This is a genomic window from Streptomyces sp. Ac-502, assembly GCF_045222935.1.
GTDB classification, from domain to species: Bacteria; Actinomycetota; Actinomycetes; order Streptomycetales; family Streptomycetaceae; genus Streptomyces; species Streptomyces monomycini.
Window position 1 is genome coordinate 8650677 of sequence record NZ_JBHFFO010000001.1, and the last position, 17078, is coordinate 8667754.

Here is a 17078-nt window from a genome sequence, read left to right on the forward strand (position 1 = left end):
CCGTCCGGGCCACGGCGGGTACATCCGTACGACCGGCCTCGCTTCGAGGCCGGTCAGGGGATCAGTACGACCTTGCCGAGGTTGGCGCGCGCCTCGATGATCTCGTGCGCGCGTGCGGCGTCCACCAGCGGGACCCGCGCGTGCACGGTGGCTCGCAGGCGGCCGGCGAAGAAGTGGTCCCACAGCTCGGCGCCGTGCCGCGCGTACAGCTCCGGGCGGGTGGCGGCGAACCGCGCCATGGTGAGGCCGGTGATCGTCTTCGAACCCGCCAGGAGCTCGTAGGCCGGGACCGTGCCGCCGCCCGAGTTGAAGAAGACCAGCCGCCCGCCCGGCGCGAGGGCCGCCACCGCGCGCGGCAGCAGGTCCCCGCCGACGCCGTCGAGGACGATGTCGACGGGCTCGCCCCAGGACGCGTCCTCGTACGTCACGACCTCGTCGGCGCCGAGCCCGTACAGGAAGTCCGCCTTCGCGGCGGAACTCACGGCTGCCACCACCCGCGGCACACCCCGCAGCTTGGCCAGTTGCACCGCCAGGTGCCCGGTGGCGCCGGCCGCGCCCGTGATCAGTACCGACTCCTCGTCGGCCGGGGCGGCGGTGGCCAGCGCCGCGAGCGCGACCTGCCCGCCGCGGACCAGCGCGACGGCGTCCACGCTGGACGCGGCGTCCGGCAGGCGGGCGGCCATCGCGGCGGGCACGGTGGCCGCCTCGGTGTACGAGCCGGTGAAGGAGAGCGAGGTGACGCGGTCGCCGACCGCGAAACCGGTGACATCCGGGCCCAGGCCGACGACCTCGCCGGCCACCTCGCCGCCGAGTACGGCGGGCAGCGGTACGCCACCGCCGGTGCCGTCGCCGCGCGTCCGGCGGACGGACGGCAGGGTCACGCCGATGGCCTCCGTACGGACGAGCAGCTCGCCGGGGCCAGGCTCGGGGGCCTCGGCCTCCTCGACGCGCAGGACTTCGGGACCGCCGTAGGAATGGAAACGGACTCGCCGCACGGGCACCTCCGGGAAACGGGAACGGGACGCGGACGGACGCCACGCAGGGACGGTCACCCCGGGAGAGCCAGGAGAGCCAGGAGAGCCAGGAGAGCCAGGAGAGCCAGGAGAGCCAGGAGAGCCAGGAGAGCCGGGAGAGCGGGGGCCGTTGGGTGGCCCAACGATAGCAGTAGTCATTGGTGACACCAATGGTTTTCCCGGTAGGCTGGTGGCATGCCAGAGACTCCGTACGCCCCCTCCCGCATCCGCTCCCTCCCCAGCTGGCTGCTCGGCCGGGCGGCGGCCCGCGGCCACCGCCTCGTCGCGGAAGCGCTGGCCGAGGAGGGGATGCGGATGATGCACCACGCGGTGCTCTCGGCCGTCGGTGAGCTGGGGCCCGTCTCGCAGGCCGAACTGGGCCGCAGTGTGGGGATCGACCCCAAGGACATGGTCGCGGTCGTCAACGACCTCCAGGCCGACGGGCTGGTGACCCGTACCCCCGACCCGAAGGACCGGCGCAAGAACGCCGTCGAGATCTCCGCGGCGGGGGAGCGCCGGCTCCGGCGTACGGAGGAACTGGGCGACCGGGCCAACGACGAGCTGACCGCGGACCTCAGCCCCGCCGAACGGGAGCAGCTGATGGCGCTGCTCGCGCGTGTGGTGGAGCCGGGGGCGGTCGCGAAGGGGGAGTCGGGGGCGGGCTGAGGCCCTGCCCCGGCGCGTGCCCCGCTCTCAGGCCCTCCCCGCCGCCTCCAGCGCGAGCCGCTCCTCGCCCGCGTACACGTTCATCGACGTCCCCCGCAGGAACCCCACCAGCGTCAGTCCGCTCTCGACGGCCAGATCGACGGCGAGGGAGGACGGCGCGGAGACGGCGGCGAGGGCCGGGATGCCCGCCATGACCGCCTTCTGCACGAGTTCGAACGACGCCCGGCCCGAGACCATCAGGACGGTGTCGCGCAGCGGCAGCCGCCCCTCCTGGAGGGCGCGTCCGACGACCTTGTCGACGGCGTTGTGGCGGCCCACGTCCTCGCGGACGTCGAGGAGTTCACCGTCGGAGTCGAAGAGCGCGGCGGCGTGCAGCCCGCCGGTCCGGTCGAACACCCGCTGCGCGGCCCGCAGCCGGCCGGGAAGGGCGGACAGGGTCGCGGGCGTGATGCGGGCCGCGGCGTCGGCGGGCGGGTCCAGGTGCCAGCGGGCGGACGTGCGGACCGCGTCCAGGCTCGCCTTGCCGCACAGGCCGCAGGACGACGTCGTGTAGACGTTGCGCTCCAGCGAGATGTCCGGGACGGTGACGCCGGGCGCGAGCTGCACGTCCACCACGTTGTACGTGTTCGACCCGTCCTCGGTGGCCCCCGCGCAGTACACGATGTTCGCCAGCTCCCCGGCGCTCCCCAGTACGCCCTCGCTGACGAGGAAGCCCGCGGCCAGCGCGAAGTCGTCGCCCGGTGTGCGCATCGTGACGGCGAGCGGCTTGCCGCCGAGGCGGATCTCCAGCGGCTCCTCGCCGACGAGGGTGTCCGGGCGTGTGCTCACGGCTCCGTCGCGGATGCGGATGACGCGGCGTCGCTCGGTGACCCGTCCCATGTCTGATCAGTCCCGTCCGTCCTGGTGCGCCGGCCCGTGGCAGCGGGCCGGTCTCGGCGGTTCCATTGTCCGGTACACGCTCGGCTGCTCGTACGGGGTCCGCCTCCCGTCACCGGCCGCCACCCGCCGCCAGTACGGGTCCGCCGTCGCTGCCGCCCCCTCATGTGTGGTGCCGTAGCTACCGCCCCTTTCGTGCGCGGTGCCGGACCTACCGCCGCCTTACGTGCGGTACCGGGTCTACCGCCCCGCCGCGCGCGGCGCCGGACCGCTCGCTCCGGACAGTCCCCGCCCGCCGAACGCGCTCGCCCCCGCGCCTGCCCACAGCGCGTCCAGTTGCGCCTGACCCACCGTCCGCCAGTCCGGACTCCGCAGGACGAGGGCTTCGCCCAGCCGGCGGCCGAGCTCCATCATCGACACTCCTACGGGACCGCGCGCGGCCTCGTACGCGGCAGGCACCTCGGACCAGGTGTCCGCGGCGGTGAACGCCGCCTCCAGAGCGGTGGCGTCCTGAAGGGCCTTCACCGCGCCGCCGCCGGTGTGCGGACGGGCGACCGTGGCCGCGTCGCCGGCGAGCAGCAGGCGGCCCGCGGCGTACTGGGGTGCCGTGAAGTCGTACAGCGGCTGGATGAACAGCTCCTCGGGGCGCGTCAGCTGGAGCAGGCCGCCCCAGTAGGGCGGCAGGAGTTCCCCGGTGACCTGGGCGAAGCAGGCGTGCAGTGCCTCGCTGAGGGTGCCGGGCGGAAGGCTGGTGGGGGTGTCCAGGCCGAGGACGGTGTCCGGTGGCGGGACGGCGTACAGCACCCAGTTGGCGCGGTGGCCGCCGGTGCCGTCCGGGATGCGGTAGATGACGGCGTGACCGCCGGTGAAGACGGCGAAGACGCAGTCCTCGACCGGCCAGGCGTCGTCCGGGTCCGGGCCGAGCGCGGCCAGCCGCTCGGCGGGGAACGCGCCGCGCCAGGCGAGGTACCCGGCGTACGCGGGCCGTACGTCGGGGAAGGCGGCGCCACGGACCACGGAGCGGTAACCGTCCGCGCCGACGACCAGGTCGGCGTGGTGGGTGCTGCCGTCCTCAAGGCGCACCGCCGCGCCGTCGGGTGACGTCTCGACCGTACGGACCGGGCTGTCACCGCGGAACACGGCGGTCTCGGGCATCCGGGCGCGCAGCTCACGCCAGAGCGGCCCCCAGTTGTAGGTACGGAACGGGAAGGGAGTTCCCCCACCGGCCGGCCGAGCGGCAGTTCACCGTCCCGCGTGTACCAGCGGCGCCGGCAGAGCTGCAACCAGGGCATACCGGTGTCCAGGTAGCCCGCCGAGGCCAGTTCCGCGTAACGGTCGTTGTGCACCGCCAGTCCGGCGCCGCGGTCCGCCAGATGGCCGGCGGCCCGTTCGTACACCGTGACCTCCGCCGCGCCGCCCCGGTGCGCGGCGAGCGCGGCGGCGCAACCGGCGATGCTGCCGCCCACGACGGCGACCGTTCCTCCGTGCATCGGCAACCCGCTTCTCTCGGCGGCCCCGAGGGGAGCCGCGGTGGTTCGGGGGAGTGCAAGCGGTCGTAGTTTTACAGGAATCGCGGGTGCCCGGGGTGGTGGACGACGGTGGACGGTCGTGGTAACCGAGGAGGGCCGGCTGGTGATCGAGGAGGCCGGTCGTGGTGACCGACGGCGGACGGTCATGCCGGCCGTAGGGGGACGGGGGCGGCGATGATCGGTAGACTGTAGACGATAACCAATCGGGCGCCGGGAGTCCGGGGAACCGGGCGCCCGCGCGTGCACACCGTCCCGGCCGCGTCACGGAGGGGTACTCGATGCTGTCCACAGGGCTGCCGCAGGGCGCCGTACCGAAGCTGGAACGCCCCGGACCGCTGCGCGAGCGGGTCTACGAAGCGCTCCTGGAACTGATCACCACGCGTACGCTGCGCCCCGGCCAGCACCTGGTCGAGAGCGAGCTGGCGGGCCATCTCGGGGTCTCCCGGCAGCCGGTCCGCGAGGCGCTTCAGCGGCTCAACACCGAGGGCTGGGTCGATCTGCGCCCGGCGCAGGGCGCGTTCGTGCACGAGCCCACCGAGGAGGAGGCCGACCAGCTGTTCACCGTACGGACGCTGCTGGAGGCCGAGGCCGCCCGGCTCGCCGCCGCCAACGCCGGGTCGGCCGGCATCGCGGAGCTGGAAGCACTGTGCGACAAGGGCGAACAAGCGGTACGGGACGACGCGGTGGAGACCGCGGTGGCTACCAACGCGGAGTTCCACGCCAAGGTGATGGCACTGGCCGGCAATGCCGTACTGGCCGACCTGGCGGCGCAGGTCGGACGACGGGTGCGCTGGTACTACACGCCCGTCGCCCGACAGCGCGGAAAACAGTCCTGGGCCGAGCACCGGGAGCTGATCGCGGCGATCACCGACCGGGACGAGGCACGGGCGTCCGCCGTCATGCGGGCGCACACCGAGCACACCCGACGTTCGTACCACGAACGCGATCGGGACTGACGGCCGCGCGTCGGCGCGGTGCGGGGCGCGCTTCGGAGGCGCGACTCGGAGACGCGACCCGAAGCGCGCCTCGGAGGCGTACGGGGCCGAGGCGCTCGGCTGGAGCCTCAGTCGGACGCCATCTGGCGCAGTGGGTTCATGGCCACGTCGTTCACCGGGTCGACGGCCGGGTCGCTCACCGGGCGGGGCGCGACGGCTGAGGACTGCTGTTGCGGGGTGCCGGGGGACTGCTTCTGGGCGGTGCCTGGTGTCTGCTTCTGCGCGTGGGCGGGCGTCTGCTTTCGGGCGGTGCCCGGCGTCTGCTTCTGCGCGGCGCCGGGCGACTGCTTCCGCGCGGTGCCGGAGGCCCCGGGGGACGGGTGGGCGGCGGCCGGGGTGGCGAGCCGGACCGTACCGTCCCCGTCGAACACCCGCTGGCCCGCGGCGAGCGGCGAACGTCCCTGGAACGCGCCGCGGAAGGCGCCGACGCCCCGCTCGGTCAGGGTGAAGGGCAGCTGGGCCCGTACCTGTCCGCCGCCCACCTTGACCCGGTTGCGGTCCACGCGGAAGCCCAGGAAGTCGGTCCGGTGCGCCTTGGAGCCGCCCACGTTCGCGGTGACGCGCGAGGTGGCGAGGTCCGCCCGCAGGGAATCGATCTTCAGATGGCGCGTGTCCTTGCGTACGAAGTCGAAGCCGCCCCTGAAGGTGAGGTGTCCGGCGGTGAAGCGGGGGTCGAACGCGCCGCCCGAGACGGGCGCGGACACGCACCGGCGCCCGGCCGGACCCGTGAGCTTCGCCGGGGCGACCGCCGTGAGACGGATGCCGGCCTTGGCGAGCGCGCGGGTGGCGCCGGGGGTGAGACAGAAGTCGGCGGTACCCGTCCCCACCCGCACCGACGTGTCCCGGGGGGATTGCGGTGCGGCGTGCGCGGGGAGGCGGCGAGGGCGGCTCCGGCGCCCAAGGTGACGGCGAGGGCCATGGCGCCCGCCGAGGCTAGGGGGTGCGGGCGGCGGCGGTCCGTGGGCAGGGACATGTGTGGTGTTCCGTTCTCGTGCGGGACGGCCTGCGATGGGCGACACCGGACGTGGCCGGCGCCGGCTCTTCCTGTCAGCAGACGTATTGACGGTGGAGCGCCCGCTGTGACGGCCCTGCCGGCGAATCACCCGGATAGCTGGGCCGTGCGGGGCACGCGGGAGTCGGCGTCCATGCCCGTCCCGTGCGTGCCAGTCCGTGCCAATACGCGTCCGTACGTGGCCGGGCCTGCGAGTGCGTGCCAGTCGCCTGCCTGTACGTGTCTGTGCAGGTGAGCTGTAGGCGGCGTGTAGGCGGCGGCTGCGACGGTCGTTTCCCTGTCCCGCACATCGCGCCACCGTCGTAGAAGGCCGGTGGCCCGCCCTCAGGAGAAACGATGCAGCAGCAGACTCCCCGGCCGGTGTCCCTCCCCGTCCGGTATGTCCAGGTCGCCGCGGTCCGGCGCCTCTCGCCGCACCTGGTCAGGATCACCTTCGGCGGTCCCGACCTCGCCGGGTTCCGCCTCGACGCGCCGGACCAGCAGGTGAAGCTCTACTTCCCCCGGCACGGTCAGCGTGCCCCGCGGCTCCCGGAACCGCCGGCCGACGGCGACCCGATGCGGTGGTACCAGGCGTTCCAGGCGATCCCCGAGGACGAACGGCCGTGGATGCGCAGCTACACCGTCCGCGCGCACCACCCCGAGGACGGCACGATCGACATCGACTTCGTGCTGCACGGTACGGGCCCGGAGAGCGGCCGGGGGAGTGGCCCGGAGGGTGGCCAAGGGAGTGGTTCGGAGAGCGGCCAAGGGAGTGGCCCGAAGAACGGCCAGGGGAGCGACTCGGGGAGCGGTCAGGTGGGCGGATCGGCGAGCGGCCCGGCCACCCGCTGGGCGCACACCGCGGCGCCGGGCGACACGCTCGGCATATTCGGTCCGTCGGCGTACTTCGCCCGGCCGGTCCCGCTGGGCACGGCCGACTGGATGCTGCTCGCCGGGGACGAGACCGCGCTGCCGGCCATCGGCACCCTGGCCGAGTGGCTGCCCGAAGGCGCCCGCGCGGTGGCGTACATCGAGGTCGCGGACGCGGCGGACGAGCAGGCATTCGTCACCCGCGGGGACCTGACCGTGCATTGGCTGCACCGGGACACGGGTCGGGGCGCGGGGCCGGATACGGGTACGGGTGCGGGTACGGCCGGGCCGGGTGAGCTGCTGGTCGAGGCGGTGCGCGAGGCGCGGTTCCCTGCGGGGACGGTGTTCGCCTGGCTCGCCGGGGAGGCGGGTGCGGTGCGCGCGCTGCGCAGGCACCTCGTCGAGGACCGCGGCCTGGACAAGCGGGACATCGACTTCACCGGTTACTGGCGGCGCGCGCTGACCCAGGACGACGCGCCGACGGAAGACGACCTGGCCGACGCGCGGGAACGGCTGGCCGACGCGCGGTAGCGCGGGCGGCGCCGCCCGTCAGACCAGGTCGGCGGCTTCCCTCACCGCGAGGCCGCCGCCCTCGGCGAGGGCGCGCCGGTACGCCTCCGTACCCAGCACGGCACACAGCGCTGCCCCGGCCTGCTGCCGGACCCGGGCCTCGGCCTCGGGCGGCAGCGGCTGGAGCCCGAAGCCGTCGGCGCCGGGCGCGTGACGGTCGTACGCCCCCAGCAGACGGGCGCCGTCCTCGGCCGCGCCCGAATGAGCCATGGACCACCCGCCGCAGAGCAGCTGGTGGGTCAGCAGGTGCGGAGCCACCAGGGGCGCGAGGTCGGCGAGTTGCCGTACGGCCCGGCGCACGTGCTCACGCGCCCGGACGAACTCCCCGTCGAGACAGTCCAGCCAGCCGTGCAGCCCGGTCACCATGCCGGTGAAGAGGGCTGGGGTGCCGGTGGTGAACGCCTGCTGCGCCTCCCGCAGTTGCTCCCGGGCGAGGCCGGTGCGTCCGGTCCGGCCGTAGTGCCGGGCCAGCAGCAGGCGCGCCGTGCTCAGCGTCTCGCCGGAGGAGGGCCGCGACTCGGCCACGGCTTCCAGCAGCAGCCGCTCGGCCTCCCGCACCCGTAGAGAGAGGGAACCGCCGGCCATCCCTTCGGCGTTACCGCCCTCCTGGCCCGCCCCGCTCTCTTGGCCCGTCCCGCCCTCTTCGCCCGCCCCGTACGTGTCGTCCGTCCCGTCCCCCTGGCCCGTCCCGCCCTCTGTACCTGCCCCGTACGCGTCGTCCGTCCCGCACATGTCCGCCATGTACGTGTCGCCCGTCCCGTACGCGCCCTCCAGCCGTACGGCCGCCAGCCTCGCCTTGAACTCCGGCACCTGCACATCCGCGCCGACCCAGGCGGAAGACTCCATGGCGCGCTCGAAGTCCGCGTCCGCCAGTGCGTACTGCCCGCGCCGCTCGTACGTGTCGCCGCGCGCGGACAGGGACTCGGCAGTACCCCACAGGTCCCCGGCCGCCTCGAAGAGCGCCAGCGCTTCCTCCGCGTCGCGCGCCGACCGTTCCAGCGTGCCAGGCCGGCCGCCGAGCAGCTTGGTGCGCAGCAGCAGCGCGAACCCCAGGTCCCAGCCGTCCCCCAGGTCCCGGCAGTGGCGCACCACGGCGTCGACGGTCTCGTCGAGCCCCGCGAACCCGCCGGTCATCAGCCGGGCGAAGAACCACATGACGCCCGGCTGCCGCACGGTCTGCGGCAGCCCCGGCCGGTACGCGGCCACCACCGCCTCCGGCCGTACCGGCGCGGCCGGCCCGGACAGCCCGGCCTGGTCGCTGCTGCTCGCCAGCACCAGCAGCCGGACGCCACGCCGAGCCTCGCGCAGCCGCTCCCCCGACCAGGGCGGAGGAACCGTCGTACACCGCTCCGCCAGTGGCTCGGCGGGCCGTACGGGGTCCGCGAAGGGGTCGGGGCCGAGGTCCGCGACGGCGGCGGCCCAGTGCCGGGCGTCCGCCTGGTGGTTGCGCAGCTGCCAGAACCAGCTCATGGACAGCGCCAGGCACAGCCCCTCCTGCTCCTCGGCCAGGGCGACCGCCGTGCGCAGCGCGGCCCGCACGTTGGCGTGCTCGGTCTCGAAGCGCTCCAGCCACTCCGCCTGGCGCGGCCCGCGCAGCTCGGGCTCGCCGGTGCGGGCCAGTTCCCGGTACGCCGTCAGGTGGCGCCGCTCCACGGCCGCCCGCTCCCCGGAGCCCGCCAGCCGCTCCCCGGCGTACTCGGCGACCGTTTCGAGCAGCCGGTAGCGCATCCCGCGCGGGCTCTCGGGGGCGGCGGTGACCAGGGACTTGTCGACGAGGGAGGTGAGTACGGACAGGACGTCGGCGGGGGAGTGGGGGCCGTCGGCGGAGGAGTGGTGGCCATCGGCGGAGGAGTGCTGGCCATCGGTGGAGGAGTGCTGGCCGTCGGCCGGGGCGGTGGCGGCGCACACGTACTCCGCCTCCGCCGCCTCGCAGCCGCCGGAGAAGACGGACAGACGGCGCAGCACCGCGCGCTCGTCCCCCGTGAGCAGGTCCCAGGACCAGTCCACCACGGCGCGCAGCGTCTGCTGCCGGGGCAGGGACGTCCGGCTGCCGCCGGTCAGGAGCCGGAACCGGTCGTCCAGCCGTTCCGCGATCTGTCGCGGGGTCAGCGCGCGCAGCCGTGCCGCCGCCAGCTCGACGGCGAGCGGCAGCCCGTCGAGCCTGCGGCAGATCTCCGCGCACGCGGCCGGGTCGTCCTCGGTACGGAACCCGGGGCGCGCGGCGGCGCCCCGCTCGCCCAACAGCCGGAGCGCGGCCTGCGGCGGCAGCGGCTCGACGGGGCGTACGGACTCGCCGGGGACGCCGAGCGGTTCGCGGCTGGTGGCCAGGATCGTCACGCCCGGGCAGCGGCCCAGTACGGAGTCCGCCAGCTCGGCGGCCGCGTCGATCACGTGCTCGCAGTTGTCGAGCACCAGCAGCATCCGCCGCTGCCCGCAGTGCTCCACGAGCTGATCGAGAGGGGTCGGAGGGCTCCCGGAGGCGCGCAAGTCGTCGGCGCCCGGGGCCCGCACCTGTGTCGTCCGGCCGCCGAGCGCGGTCAGTACGGCCTCGGGCACGCTCTTCCCGTCCCGTACGGAGGCCAGCTCGGCGACCCGGATGCCGTCGGGCCACCGTTCGCCCTGTGCACCGGCGGCCTCCGCCGCTTCCAGGGCCAGGCGGGTCTTTCCGACGCCGCCCGCGCCCAGCAGCGTCACCAACCGTTGCGTGGTCAACTCGCGGGTGAGAGCGCCCAGTTCAGCGGATCGGCCGATGAAGGAGGTGAGGCGGGCGCGGAGGTGACCGGTCGGGGAGGGGGTGGCGGGGGCCGGTGCGGGAGGGGCTGGTGCCGTGGATGTTTCCGTGGCCGTGGCGGAGGGGCCCGGTGCGGTGGACGGTCCCGTGGCCGTGATGGGGAGGCCGGGTGCGGTGGACGGTGCCGTGACCGTGGCGGAGGGGCGTGGTGCGGTGGACGGTGCCGTGGCCGTGACGGAGAGGCGTGGTGCGGTGGACGGTCCCGTGGCCGTGACGGAGAGGCCCGGTGCGGTGGACGGTCCCGTGTTGGAGGGCCCCGCTGCGGTGGACGGTTCCATGGTCCCGGCCAGCAGGTGCGCGTGGAGGGTGCGGAGTTCGGCGCCGGGGTCGGCGCCCAGCCGTTCGGCGAGCCCCGTCCGTACCCCCTCGTACGCCAGAAGCGCCTCGGCCTGCCGCCCCGCCGCCCACAGTGCCCGGATGTGCAGTGCCTGCAAGGGCTCGTCCAAGGGCTCCGCCGTGGCCAGCGACGCCAGTTCGGCCAGCGTGTCCGCCGCCCGGCCCATCGCGACCTCGGCCGCCAGCCGGGCGCGGCGGGCCTCGCCGTGCCGCCGTTCGGCCCGTACGGCGAGCGGTTCGCTGTCCCGCCCCGGGAGGTCCGCCAGTGCGGGGCCCTGCCACAGGGCCAGCGCCTCGTGCAGCAGGGCGGCCGCCCGCGCGGGGGCGCCGTCGCGCAGCGCGGCCGTCCCTTCCGCCGTCAGCCGTTCGAAGCGGAAGAGGTCGACGCTGTCCGGCCCGGCCGCCAGCCCGTACCCGCCGGGCGACGAGGTGACCGCCGGTCCGCCAAGGGCCCGGCGCAGCCGACCGACCAGGGCCTGGAGCGCGGCCGAGGCGTCCGCGGGCGGTTCCTCGTCCTCGCCCCACACCTGGGCGATCAGCTGGACCGCCGGTACGGGCCGCCCGCCGCCCGCCGCGAGCGCGGCCAGCAGGGCACGCAGCCGCGCCCCCTTCACGGGCACCTCGGTGCCGTCGGGGCGGCGCGCCTGAGTGGCGCCGAGCACGCGGTAGCGGTAGTTCACCGGCCCATTCTCCCCGGACCGCTGCCCGACGTCGGCCGGTGCCGCCCGGTGCCGCCCGGCGCCCGCCGCTCTCGGTCGAGGGCGGCCGGGAGCTTTGTCCTCACGCAGGAGAAAGTCGGCAGGGATCCTGCCCGTACTTCTTCCCCGCCCGGACAAGCGCTGCTACGTTCCCCTCGAAAGCCCCGGCGCCGCTCGGTGCCGGACCACGTACGGCCGACAACGGCTGGAGGGGTGGCGTGAGGCGCATGACGGCGAGGCCGGCCAACGCGCACCAGGCGCGGCTCCTGCGCCTGCTCCGCGACCACGGCCCCAACTCCCGCGCCCAGCTGGGCGACCGCGTCGACCTCTCCCGCTCCAAGCTGGCGGTGGAGGTGGACCGGCTGCTGGAGACCGGGCTGGTCGTCGCCGACGGCCTCGCCGCCTCCCGCGGCGGCCGCCGCTCGCACAACGTCCGGCTCGCGCCCGCCCTGCGCTTCCTGGGCATCGACATCGGCGCCACCTCCGTCGACGTGGCCGTCACCAATGCCGAGCTGGAGGTACTGGGCCACCTGACCCAGCCCATGGACGTGCGCGAGGGCCCGGTCGCCGTCTTCGAGCAGGCCCTCGCGCTGGCGGGCAAGCTGAAGGCGAGCGGGGTGGCCGAAGGGTTCGACGGCGCCGGCATCGGCGTGCCGGGACCGGTCCGCTTCCCCGAAGGCGTCCCGGTGGCGCCGCCCCTCATGCCGGGCTGGGACGGCTTCCCCGTACGGGAGGCCCTCAGCCAGGAACTGGGCTGCCCGGTCATGGTCGACAACGACGTCAACCTGATGGCGGTGGGGGAACAGCACGCGGGCGTGGCCCGCACCGTGCGGGACTTCCTCTTCGTCAAGATCGGTACGGGGATCGGCTGCGGCATCGTGGTGGGCGGCGAGGTCTACCGCGGGACGACGGGCAGCGCCGGCGACATCGGCCACATCCAGGTCGAACCGGACGGCCGCCCGTGCGCCTGCGGCAACCGCGGCTGCCTGGAGGCGTACTTCGGCGGCGCCTCCCTCGCCCGCGACGCGGAGGCCGCCGCGCGCGAGGGCACCTCGCCGGAGCTGGCGGCACGGCTGGCGGCGGCCGGTACGCTCGGCGCCCCCGAGGTGGCCGCCGCTGCCGCCGCCGGCGACCCCGTCGCACTGGACCTGATCCGGACCGGCGGGAGCCGCACCGGCCAGGTCATCGCCGGTCTCGTCAGCTTCTTCAACCCTGGGCTGGTGGTGATCGGGGGCGGGGTGACCGGCCTCGGCCACACCCTCCTCGCCGCGATCCGCACCCAGGTCTACCGCCAGTCGCTGCCGCTGGCGACGAACAACCTGCCCATCGTGCTGGGGGAGCTGGGCCAGGCGGCGGGCGTCACCGGCGCCGCCCGCCTCATCAGCGACCACCTCTTCTCACCCGCCTGACACCCCGCTCACGGCACCACCCGTCGTACCGCCACCGTTTCGCCGCACCGCTCTCGTTCCGTCGTACCGTCCGCGTTCCGTCGTACCGTCTCCGTTCCGTCGTACCGTCTCCGTTCCGTCGTACCGTCTCCGTTCCGTCGTACCGCCTGCGTTCCGTCGTACCGCCTGCGTCCCGTCGCACCGCCCGCGTTCCGTCGTACCGCTCTCGTTCCGTCGTACCGCTCTCGTTCCGACGTGCCGTCTCCGTTTCGCCGTACCGCCTGCGTCCCGTCGCACCTTCCTCGTTCCGTCGTACCGCTCCCGTCCCGTCGCGCCACCCCCGTCCCGCCGTACGTCCCGCACGCGTCCGTCCGCCCGTAGCGCCCCCCCCCGCACCACCGCCCGGCCCGTTCACCGACGTCGTCGAGGAGGCTGCACGCCATGGCACCAGAGCGCCACCCCGGACCGCCGGCCCCGTCCGGCCCGGGGCCTTCGGCCGGACCGCCGGGCCCCGGCGGGCCCCTGCTCACCATGCACGGCATCAGCAAGTCCTTCCCCGGAGTCCGGGCCCTGGACGGCGTCGATCTCGATGTGACGGCCGGTGAGACGCACTGCCTCCTCGGCCAGAACGGCGCCGGCAAATCCACCCTGATCAAGGTGCTGGCCGGTGTCCACCAGCCCGAAGCGGGCGAGATCCGCTGGCAGGGCGCACCGGTCGTGCTGAAGTCGTCGGCCGCCGCGATGCGGCTCGGCATCGCCACCATCTACCAGGAACTCGACCTGGTGGAGCACCTGTCGGTGGCCGAGAACGTCTTCCTCGGGCACGAGCGGGCCACCGCCGGCTTCGTCCGCTCCCGCGAGGCCCGGACCGCCACCGCCGGCATCCTCGGCCGCCTCGGACACCCCGAGATCGACCCGGGTGCTGCGGTCGGCTCGCTGTCCGCCGCCGGGCAGCAGATCGCCTCCATGGCCCGTGCCCTCTCCCACGACGTACGGCTGATCGTCATGGACGAGCCGTCCGCCGCTCTCGACCCGGACGAGGTCAACAACCTCTTCCGGATCGTCGACGGCCTGACCGGCGCGGGCGTCGCGGTCGTGTACATCTCGCACCGGCTGGAGGAGATCCGCCGGGTCGGCGACCGGGTCACCGTCCTCAAGGACGGCCGGGCCGCGGCCCGCGGGCTGGACGCGCGGACGACCCGTACCCGGGACATCGTGACCCTGATGACGGGCCGCGCCGTCGAGCACACCTTCCCCGTACGGCAGTTCAACGTACGGCAGGGCCCCGCCGCCACGGACAGGGCCCCCACTGCCACCCCCGCCTCCGCTCCCACCCCTGCCTCCGCCCCTACCTCCACCCCCATCCTCGCCGCTCAAGGCCTCGCCCGGCGCGGTGAGTTCGCGCCGCTGGACTTCGACCTCTACCCGGGTGAGATCCTCGGGCTCGCCGGGCTCGTCGGGTCCGGGCGCTCGGAGATCCTGGAGACCGTCTTCGGCGCGCGAAGCCCCACCGCGGGCCGTGTCCTCGTGGACGGGCGCCCGCTGCGCCCCGGCAGCGTGCCCGCCGCCGTACGCGCGGGGCTCGGCCTCGCCCCGGAGGAGCGCAAGTCGCAGGCCCTGCTGCTCCTGGAGTCCGTCAGCCGCAACGTCTCGGTCTCCTCGCTGCCGCGCTTCTCCCGCGCCGGGTGGCTGGACCGCGTGGCGGAACGTTCCGCCGCCCGCGCCGCCGCCCGCGGCCTGTCGCTGCGGCCCGACGACCCGGACCGGCCGGTGCGGACCCTGTCCGGCGGCAACCAGCAGAAGGCCGTACTGGCCCGCTGGCTGCTGCGCGGCTGCCGGGTGCTGCTGCTCGACGAGCCGACCCGCGGGGTGGACGTCGGCGCCCGCGCCGAGCTGTACGCGCTGGTACGGCGGCTCGCCGACGACGGGCTGGCGGTGCTGCTGGTGTCGAGCGAGCTTCCCGAAGTCCTGGGCCTGGCCGACCGCGTGCTCGTCCTGCGCGAGGGCCGGGTCGTCCACGAGGACAGTGCGGCGGCACTGGACGAGCACCGGGTGCTGGACCTGGTCATGGCAGGCAGCGCCGACCCGTCGCGAGGAGACCGACCGTGAACACCTCCGAAGAGAAAGTGCCCGGCCGCCCGGTTCCCGCCGGTGCCGGAAGCGCCCCGGCGCACGCCCCCGCGCCGGAGGCACCCGCCCCGCCCCTGTTCCGCGCCTCCGGCGTGCGCGGCCGGCTGCGCGCCCACGCCGACCTGCGCAACCTCTCCCTGCTCGGCGTCCTCGCCGCGCTCGTGGCCGTCGGCGCCCTCACCCGGCCCGAGCAGTTCCTGAGCGTGCAGAACCTGCAACTCGTCCTCACCCAGGCCTCGGTGATCGGTGTGGTGACCGTCGGCGTCACCTTCGTGATCATCGGGGGCGGGATCGACCTGTCCGTCGGCGCGATGGTCGCCCTCGCGACGGTCTGGGCGACGACGGTGGCCACCCAGGAGTACGGACTCGGCGGCATCCTGCTCTGCGCGCTGCTCGTCGGTCTCGGCTGCGGGCTGGTCAACGGGCTGCTGGTCTCGTTCGGCGGCATGGTGCCGTTCATCGCGACGCTCGCCATGCTCGCCGCCGCCCGCGGGCTCGCCCTCCAGATCAGCCAGGGCGGCACGCAGATCGTGTCGATACCGTCCGTACTGGACCTGGGCCGCCGTGACGCGTACGTCCTCGGCATCCCGCCGATCGTGCTGGTCTTCGCCGCCGTCACCGTCACCGGCTGGCTGCTGTTGAACCGTACGACCTTCGGGCGGCGCACCGTGGCCGTCGGCGGCAACCCGGAGGCGGCGCGGCTGGCGGGCATCGACGTACGGCGGCAGCGGCTGCTGCTCTACCTGCTGTCCGGGATGTGCTGCGGCATCGCCGCCTTCCTGCTGATCGTGCTGACCGGGTCGGGCCAGAACACCAACGGCAACCTCTACGAGCTGGACGCCATCGCCGCCGCGATCATCGGCGGCACCCTGCTCAGCGGCGGCCGCGGCACCGTCACCGGCTCCGTGCTCGGCGTCCTCGTCTTCACCACCATCACCAACCTGTTCGCCTTGAACAACCTGGAGACCGCCGTCCAACAGATCGCCAAGGGCGCCATCATCGTCATCGCCGTACTGGCCCAGAAGGGGCACAAGTCATGACCGACAGAACGCCGGGCCCGTACGGCACACCGGATCCGTACGACACACCTGTCCCGTGCAGCACATCCGGCCCGTACGGCACGGAGGCGGACGCCCCGGCCATCGCCCGCGGTGGCAGCCGTCGGCACGTGCTCTTCGGCGCGGCCGCCGTCTCGGCCGGCGCCCTGCTCAGCGCCTGTACGAGCAACCAGCGCGGCGACGCGTCCGCAGGCGCCACGCAGCAGCAGGCGGGCGGCGCGGACGACGAACCCGGCAAGAAGGTCACCATCGGTTTCGCCGGACCGCAGGCCGACCACGGCTGGCTCAACGCCATCAACCAGAACGCCAGGAACCGCGCGAAGCGCTACCGGGACGTCACCCTCGACATCACCGAGGGCTCCAACGACACCGCCCAGCAGATCGGGCAGATCGAGACCCTCATCAACAAGAGGGTCGACGTCCTGGTCATCCTCCCCGCCGACGGCAAGGCGCTCACCCAGGTCGGGCTGAAGGCCATGCGGGCCGGCATCCCCGTCGTCAACCTCGACCGGGTCTTCGCCTCCCCGCAGGCGTACCGCTGCTGGATCGGCGGCGACAACTACGGGATGGGCCTGAACGCCGGGCGCTACATCGGCGAGCAGCTCAAGGACAAACCGGATGCGAAAGTCGTGGAACTGGCCGGCATCGACACCCTCGAACTGACCCGTGAACGCACCAAGGGCTTCGACGACGCCCTGAAGAACTACCCCAACATCCGCAAGGTGGGGCGGCAGGCCGCCGAGTTCACCGTGGAGTCGGGGCAGGCGAAGATGGCCGGGCTGCTCCAGGCGCACCCCTCCTTCGACGCACTGTGGAACCACGACGACGACCAGGGCGTGGGTGCGGAACGCGCCATCGAGCAGGCCGGCCGCGACGGCTTCCTGATGGTCGGCGGCGCCGGCTCGCGCCGCGTCATGGAGACCATCAGGGCCGGCACCTCCGTACTGAAGGCCACCGTCCTGTACCCGCCGACCATGTCGGCCTCGGCCGTCGACCTGGCCCGTGCCCTCGCCCAGGGCCGGGGCATCTCCGGCACCGCCGAGCTGGAGATCCCCGCCTCGGTGACCCTCTACTCCGCCGTCGTCACCAAGGACAACGTCGACGACTACCTGCCCACCGGCTTCAACTGACGATCTCAGCCGAGCAGTTACCGGAAGACCGCCGACC

Annotated in this window: 11 protein-coding genes and 1 pseudogene; 7 read left to right on the top strand and 5 right to left on the bottom strand. The window is 74.2% G+C overall.

What is annotated here, in order from left to right:
* Positions 1 to 53: 53 nt before the first annotated feature.
* Positions 54 to 995 carry a zinc-binding alcohol dehydrogenase family protein gene (locus tag ACEXOX_RS39310; RefSeq protein ID WP_406525514.1) on the bottom strand — a complete coding sequence of 314 codons (942 nt, stop codon included), beginning with the start codon at positions 993 to 995 and terminating at the stop codon, positions 54 to 56.
* 213 nt (positions 996 to 1208) lie between these two features.
* Between ACEXOX_RS39310 and ACEXOX_RS39315 the strand changes: the two genes are divergently transcribed.
* Positions 1209 to 1679 carry a MarR family winged helix-turn-helix transcriptional regulator gene (locus ACEXOX_RS39315; RefSeq protein ID WP_406525515.1) on the top strand — a complete coding sequence of 157 codons (471 nt, stop codon included), beginning with the start codon at positions 1209 to 1211 and terminating at the stop codon, positions 1677 to 1679.
* 27 nt (positions 1680 to 1706) lie between these two features.
* Here ACEXOX_RS39315 and fdhD read toward each other — a convergent pair whose 3' ends face one another.
* Both fdhD and ACEXOX_RS39325 read right to left on the bottom strand, forming a co-directional pair.
* Complete coding sequence (fdhD, locus tag ACEXOX_RS39320; RefSeq protein ID WP_406525516.1) at positions 1707 to 2558, bottom strand: formate dehydrogenase accessory sulfurtransferase FdhD; 852 nt, start codon at positions 2556 to 2558, stop codon at positions 1707 to 1709.
* A 237-nt stretch (positions 2559 to 2795) separates the two neighbouring features.
* Positions 2796 to 4045, bottom strand: a pseudogene (locus ACEXOX_RS39325) (FAD-dependent monooxygenase).
* Between the two features lie 317 nt (positions 4046 to 4362).
* Here ACEXOX_RS39325 and ACEXOX_RS39330 point away from each other — a divergent pair.
* Complete coding sequence (locus ACEXOX_RS39330; RefSeq protein ID WP_406525517.1) at positions 4363 to 5040, top strand: GntR family transcriptional regulator; 678 nt, start codon at positions 4363 to 4365, stop codon at positions 5038 to 5040.
* Positions 5041 to 5147: 107 nt separating this feature from the next.
* Here the strand turns inward: ACEXOX_RS39330 and ACEXOX_RS39335 are convergent, their stop codons facing one another.
* Positions 5148 to 5906 (bottom strand): hypothetical protein, encoded by a 759-nt coding sequence (locus ACEXOX_RS39335; protein ID WP_406525518.1) that lies wholly within the window; start codon positions 5904 to 5906, stop codon positions 5148 to 5150.
* 521 nt (positions 5907 to 6427) lie between these two features.
* Between ACEXOX_RS39335 and ACEXOX_RS39340 the strand changes: the two genes are divergently transcribed.
* A complete protein-coding gene (locus tag ACEXOX_RS39340) occupies positions 6428 to 7471 on the top strand; it encodes a siderophore-interacting protein (protein ID WP_406525519.1) in 1044 nt (347 codons plus the stop codon).
* A gap of 18 nt (positions 7472 to 7489) precedes the next feature.
* Here ACEXOX_RS39340 and ACEXOX_RS39345 read toward each other — a convergent pair whose 3' ends face one another.
* Positions 7490 to 11317: an AfsR/SARP family transcriptional regulator gene (locus ACEXOX_RS39345; protein WP_406525520.1), complete on the bottom strand. Its 3828-nt coding sequence runs from the start codon at positions 11315 to 11317 to the stop codon at positions 7490 to 7492.
* Between the two features lie 245 nt (positions 11318 to 11562).
* Between ACEXOX_RS39345 and ACEXOX_RS39350 the strand changes: the two genes are divergently transcribed.
* The 4 genes from ACEXOX_RS39350 (at position 11563) to ACEXOX_RS39365 (ending at position 17041) form a co-directional block, all read left to right on the top strand.
* On the top strand, positions 11563 to 12744 hold the full coding sequence (locus ACEXOX_RS39350; RefSeq protein ID WP_406525521.1) for an ROK family protein: 1182 nt from the start codon (positions 11563 to 11565) through the stop codon (positions 12742 to 12744).
* Positions 12745 to 13254: 510 nt separating this feature from the next.
* Entirely contained in the window at positions 13255 to 14832 is a 1578-nt protein-coding gene (locus tag ACEXOX_RS39355) for a sugar ABC transporter ATP-binding protein (RefSeq protein ID WP_406526616.1), read from the top strand.
* Entirely contained in the window at positions 14829 to 15893 is a 1065-nt protein-coding gene (locus ACEXOX_RS39360) for an ABC transporter permease (protein WP_406525522.1), read from the top strand. The genes ACEXOX_RS39355 and ACEXOX_RS39360 overlap by 4 nt, the downstream gene beginning before the upstream one ends.
* On the top strand, positions 15890 to 17041 hold the full coding sequence (locus ACEXOX_RS39365) for a substrate-binding domain-containing protein (RefSeq protein WP_406525523.1): 1152 nt from the start codon (positions 15890 to 15892) through the stop codon (positions 17039 to 17041). The genes ACEXOX_RS39360 and ACEXOX_RS39365 overlap by 4 nt, the downstream gene beginning before the upstream one ends.
* The last annotated feature ends 37 nt before the right edge of the window (positions 17042 to 17078 follow it).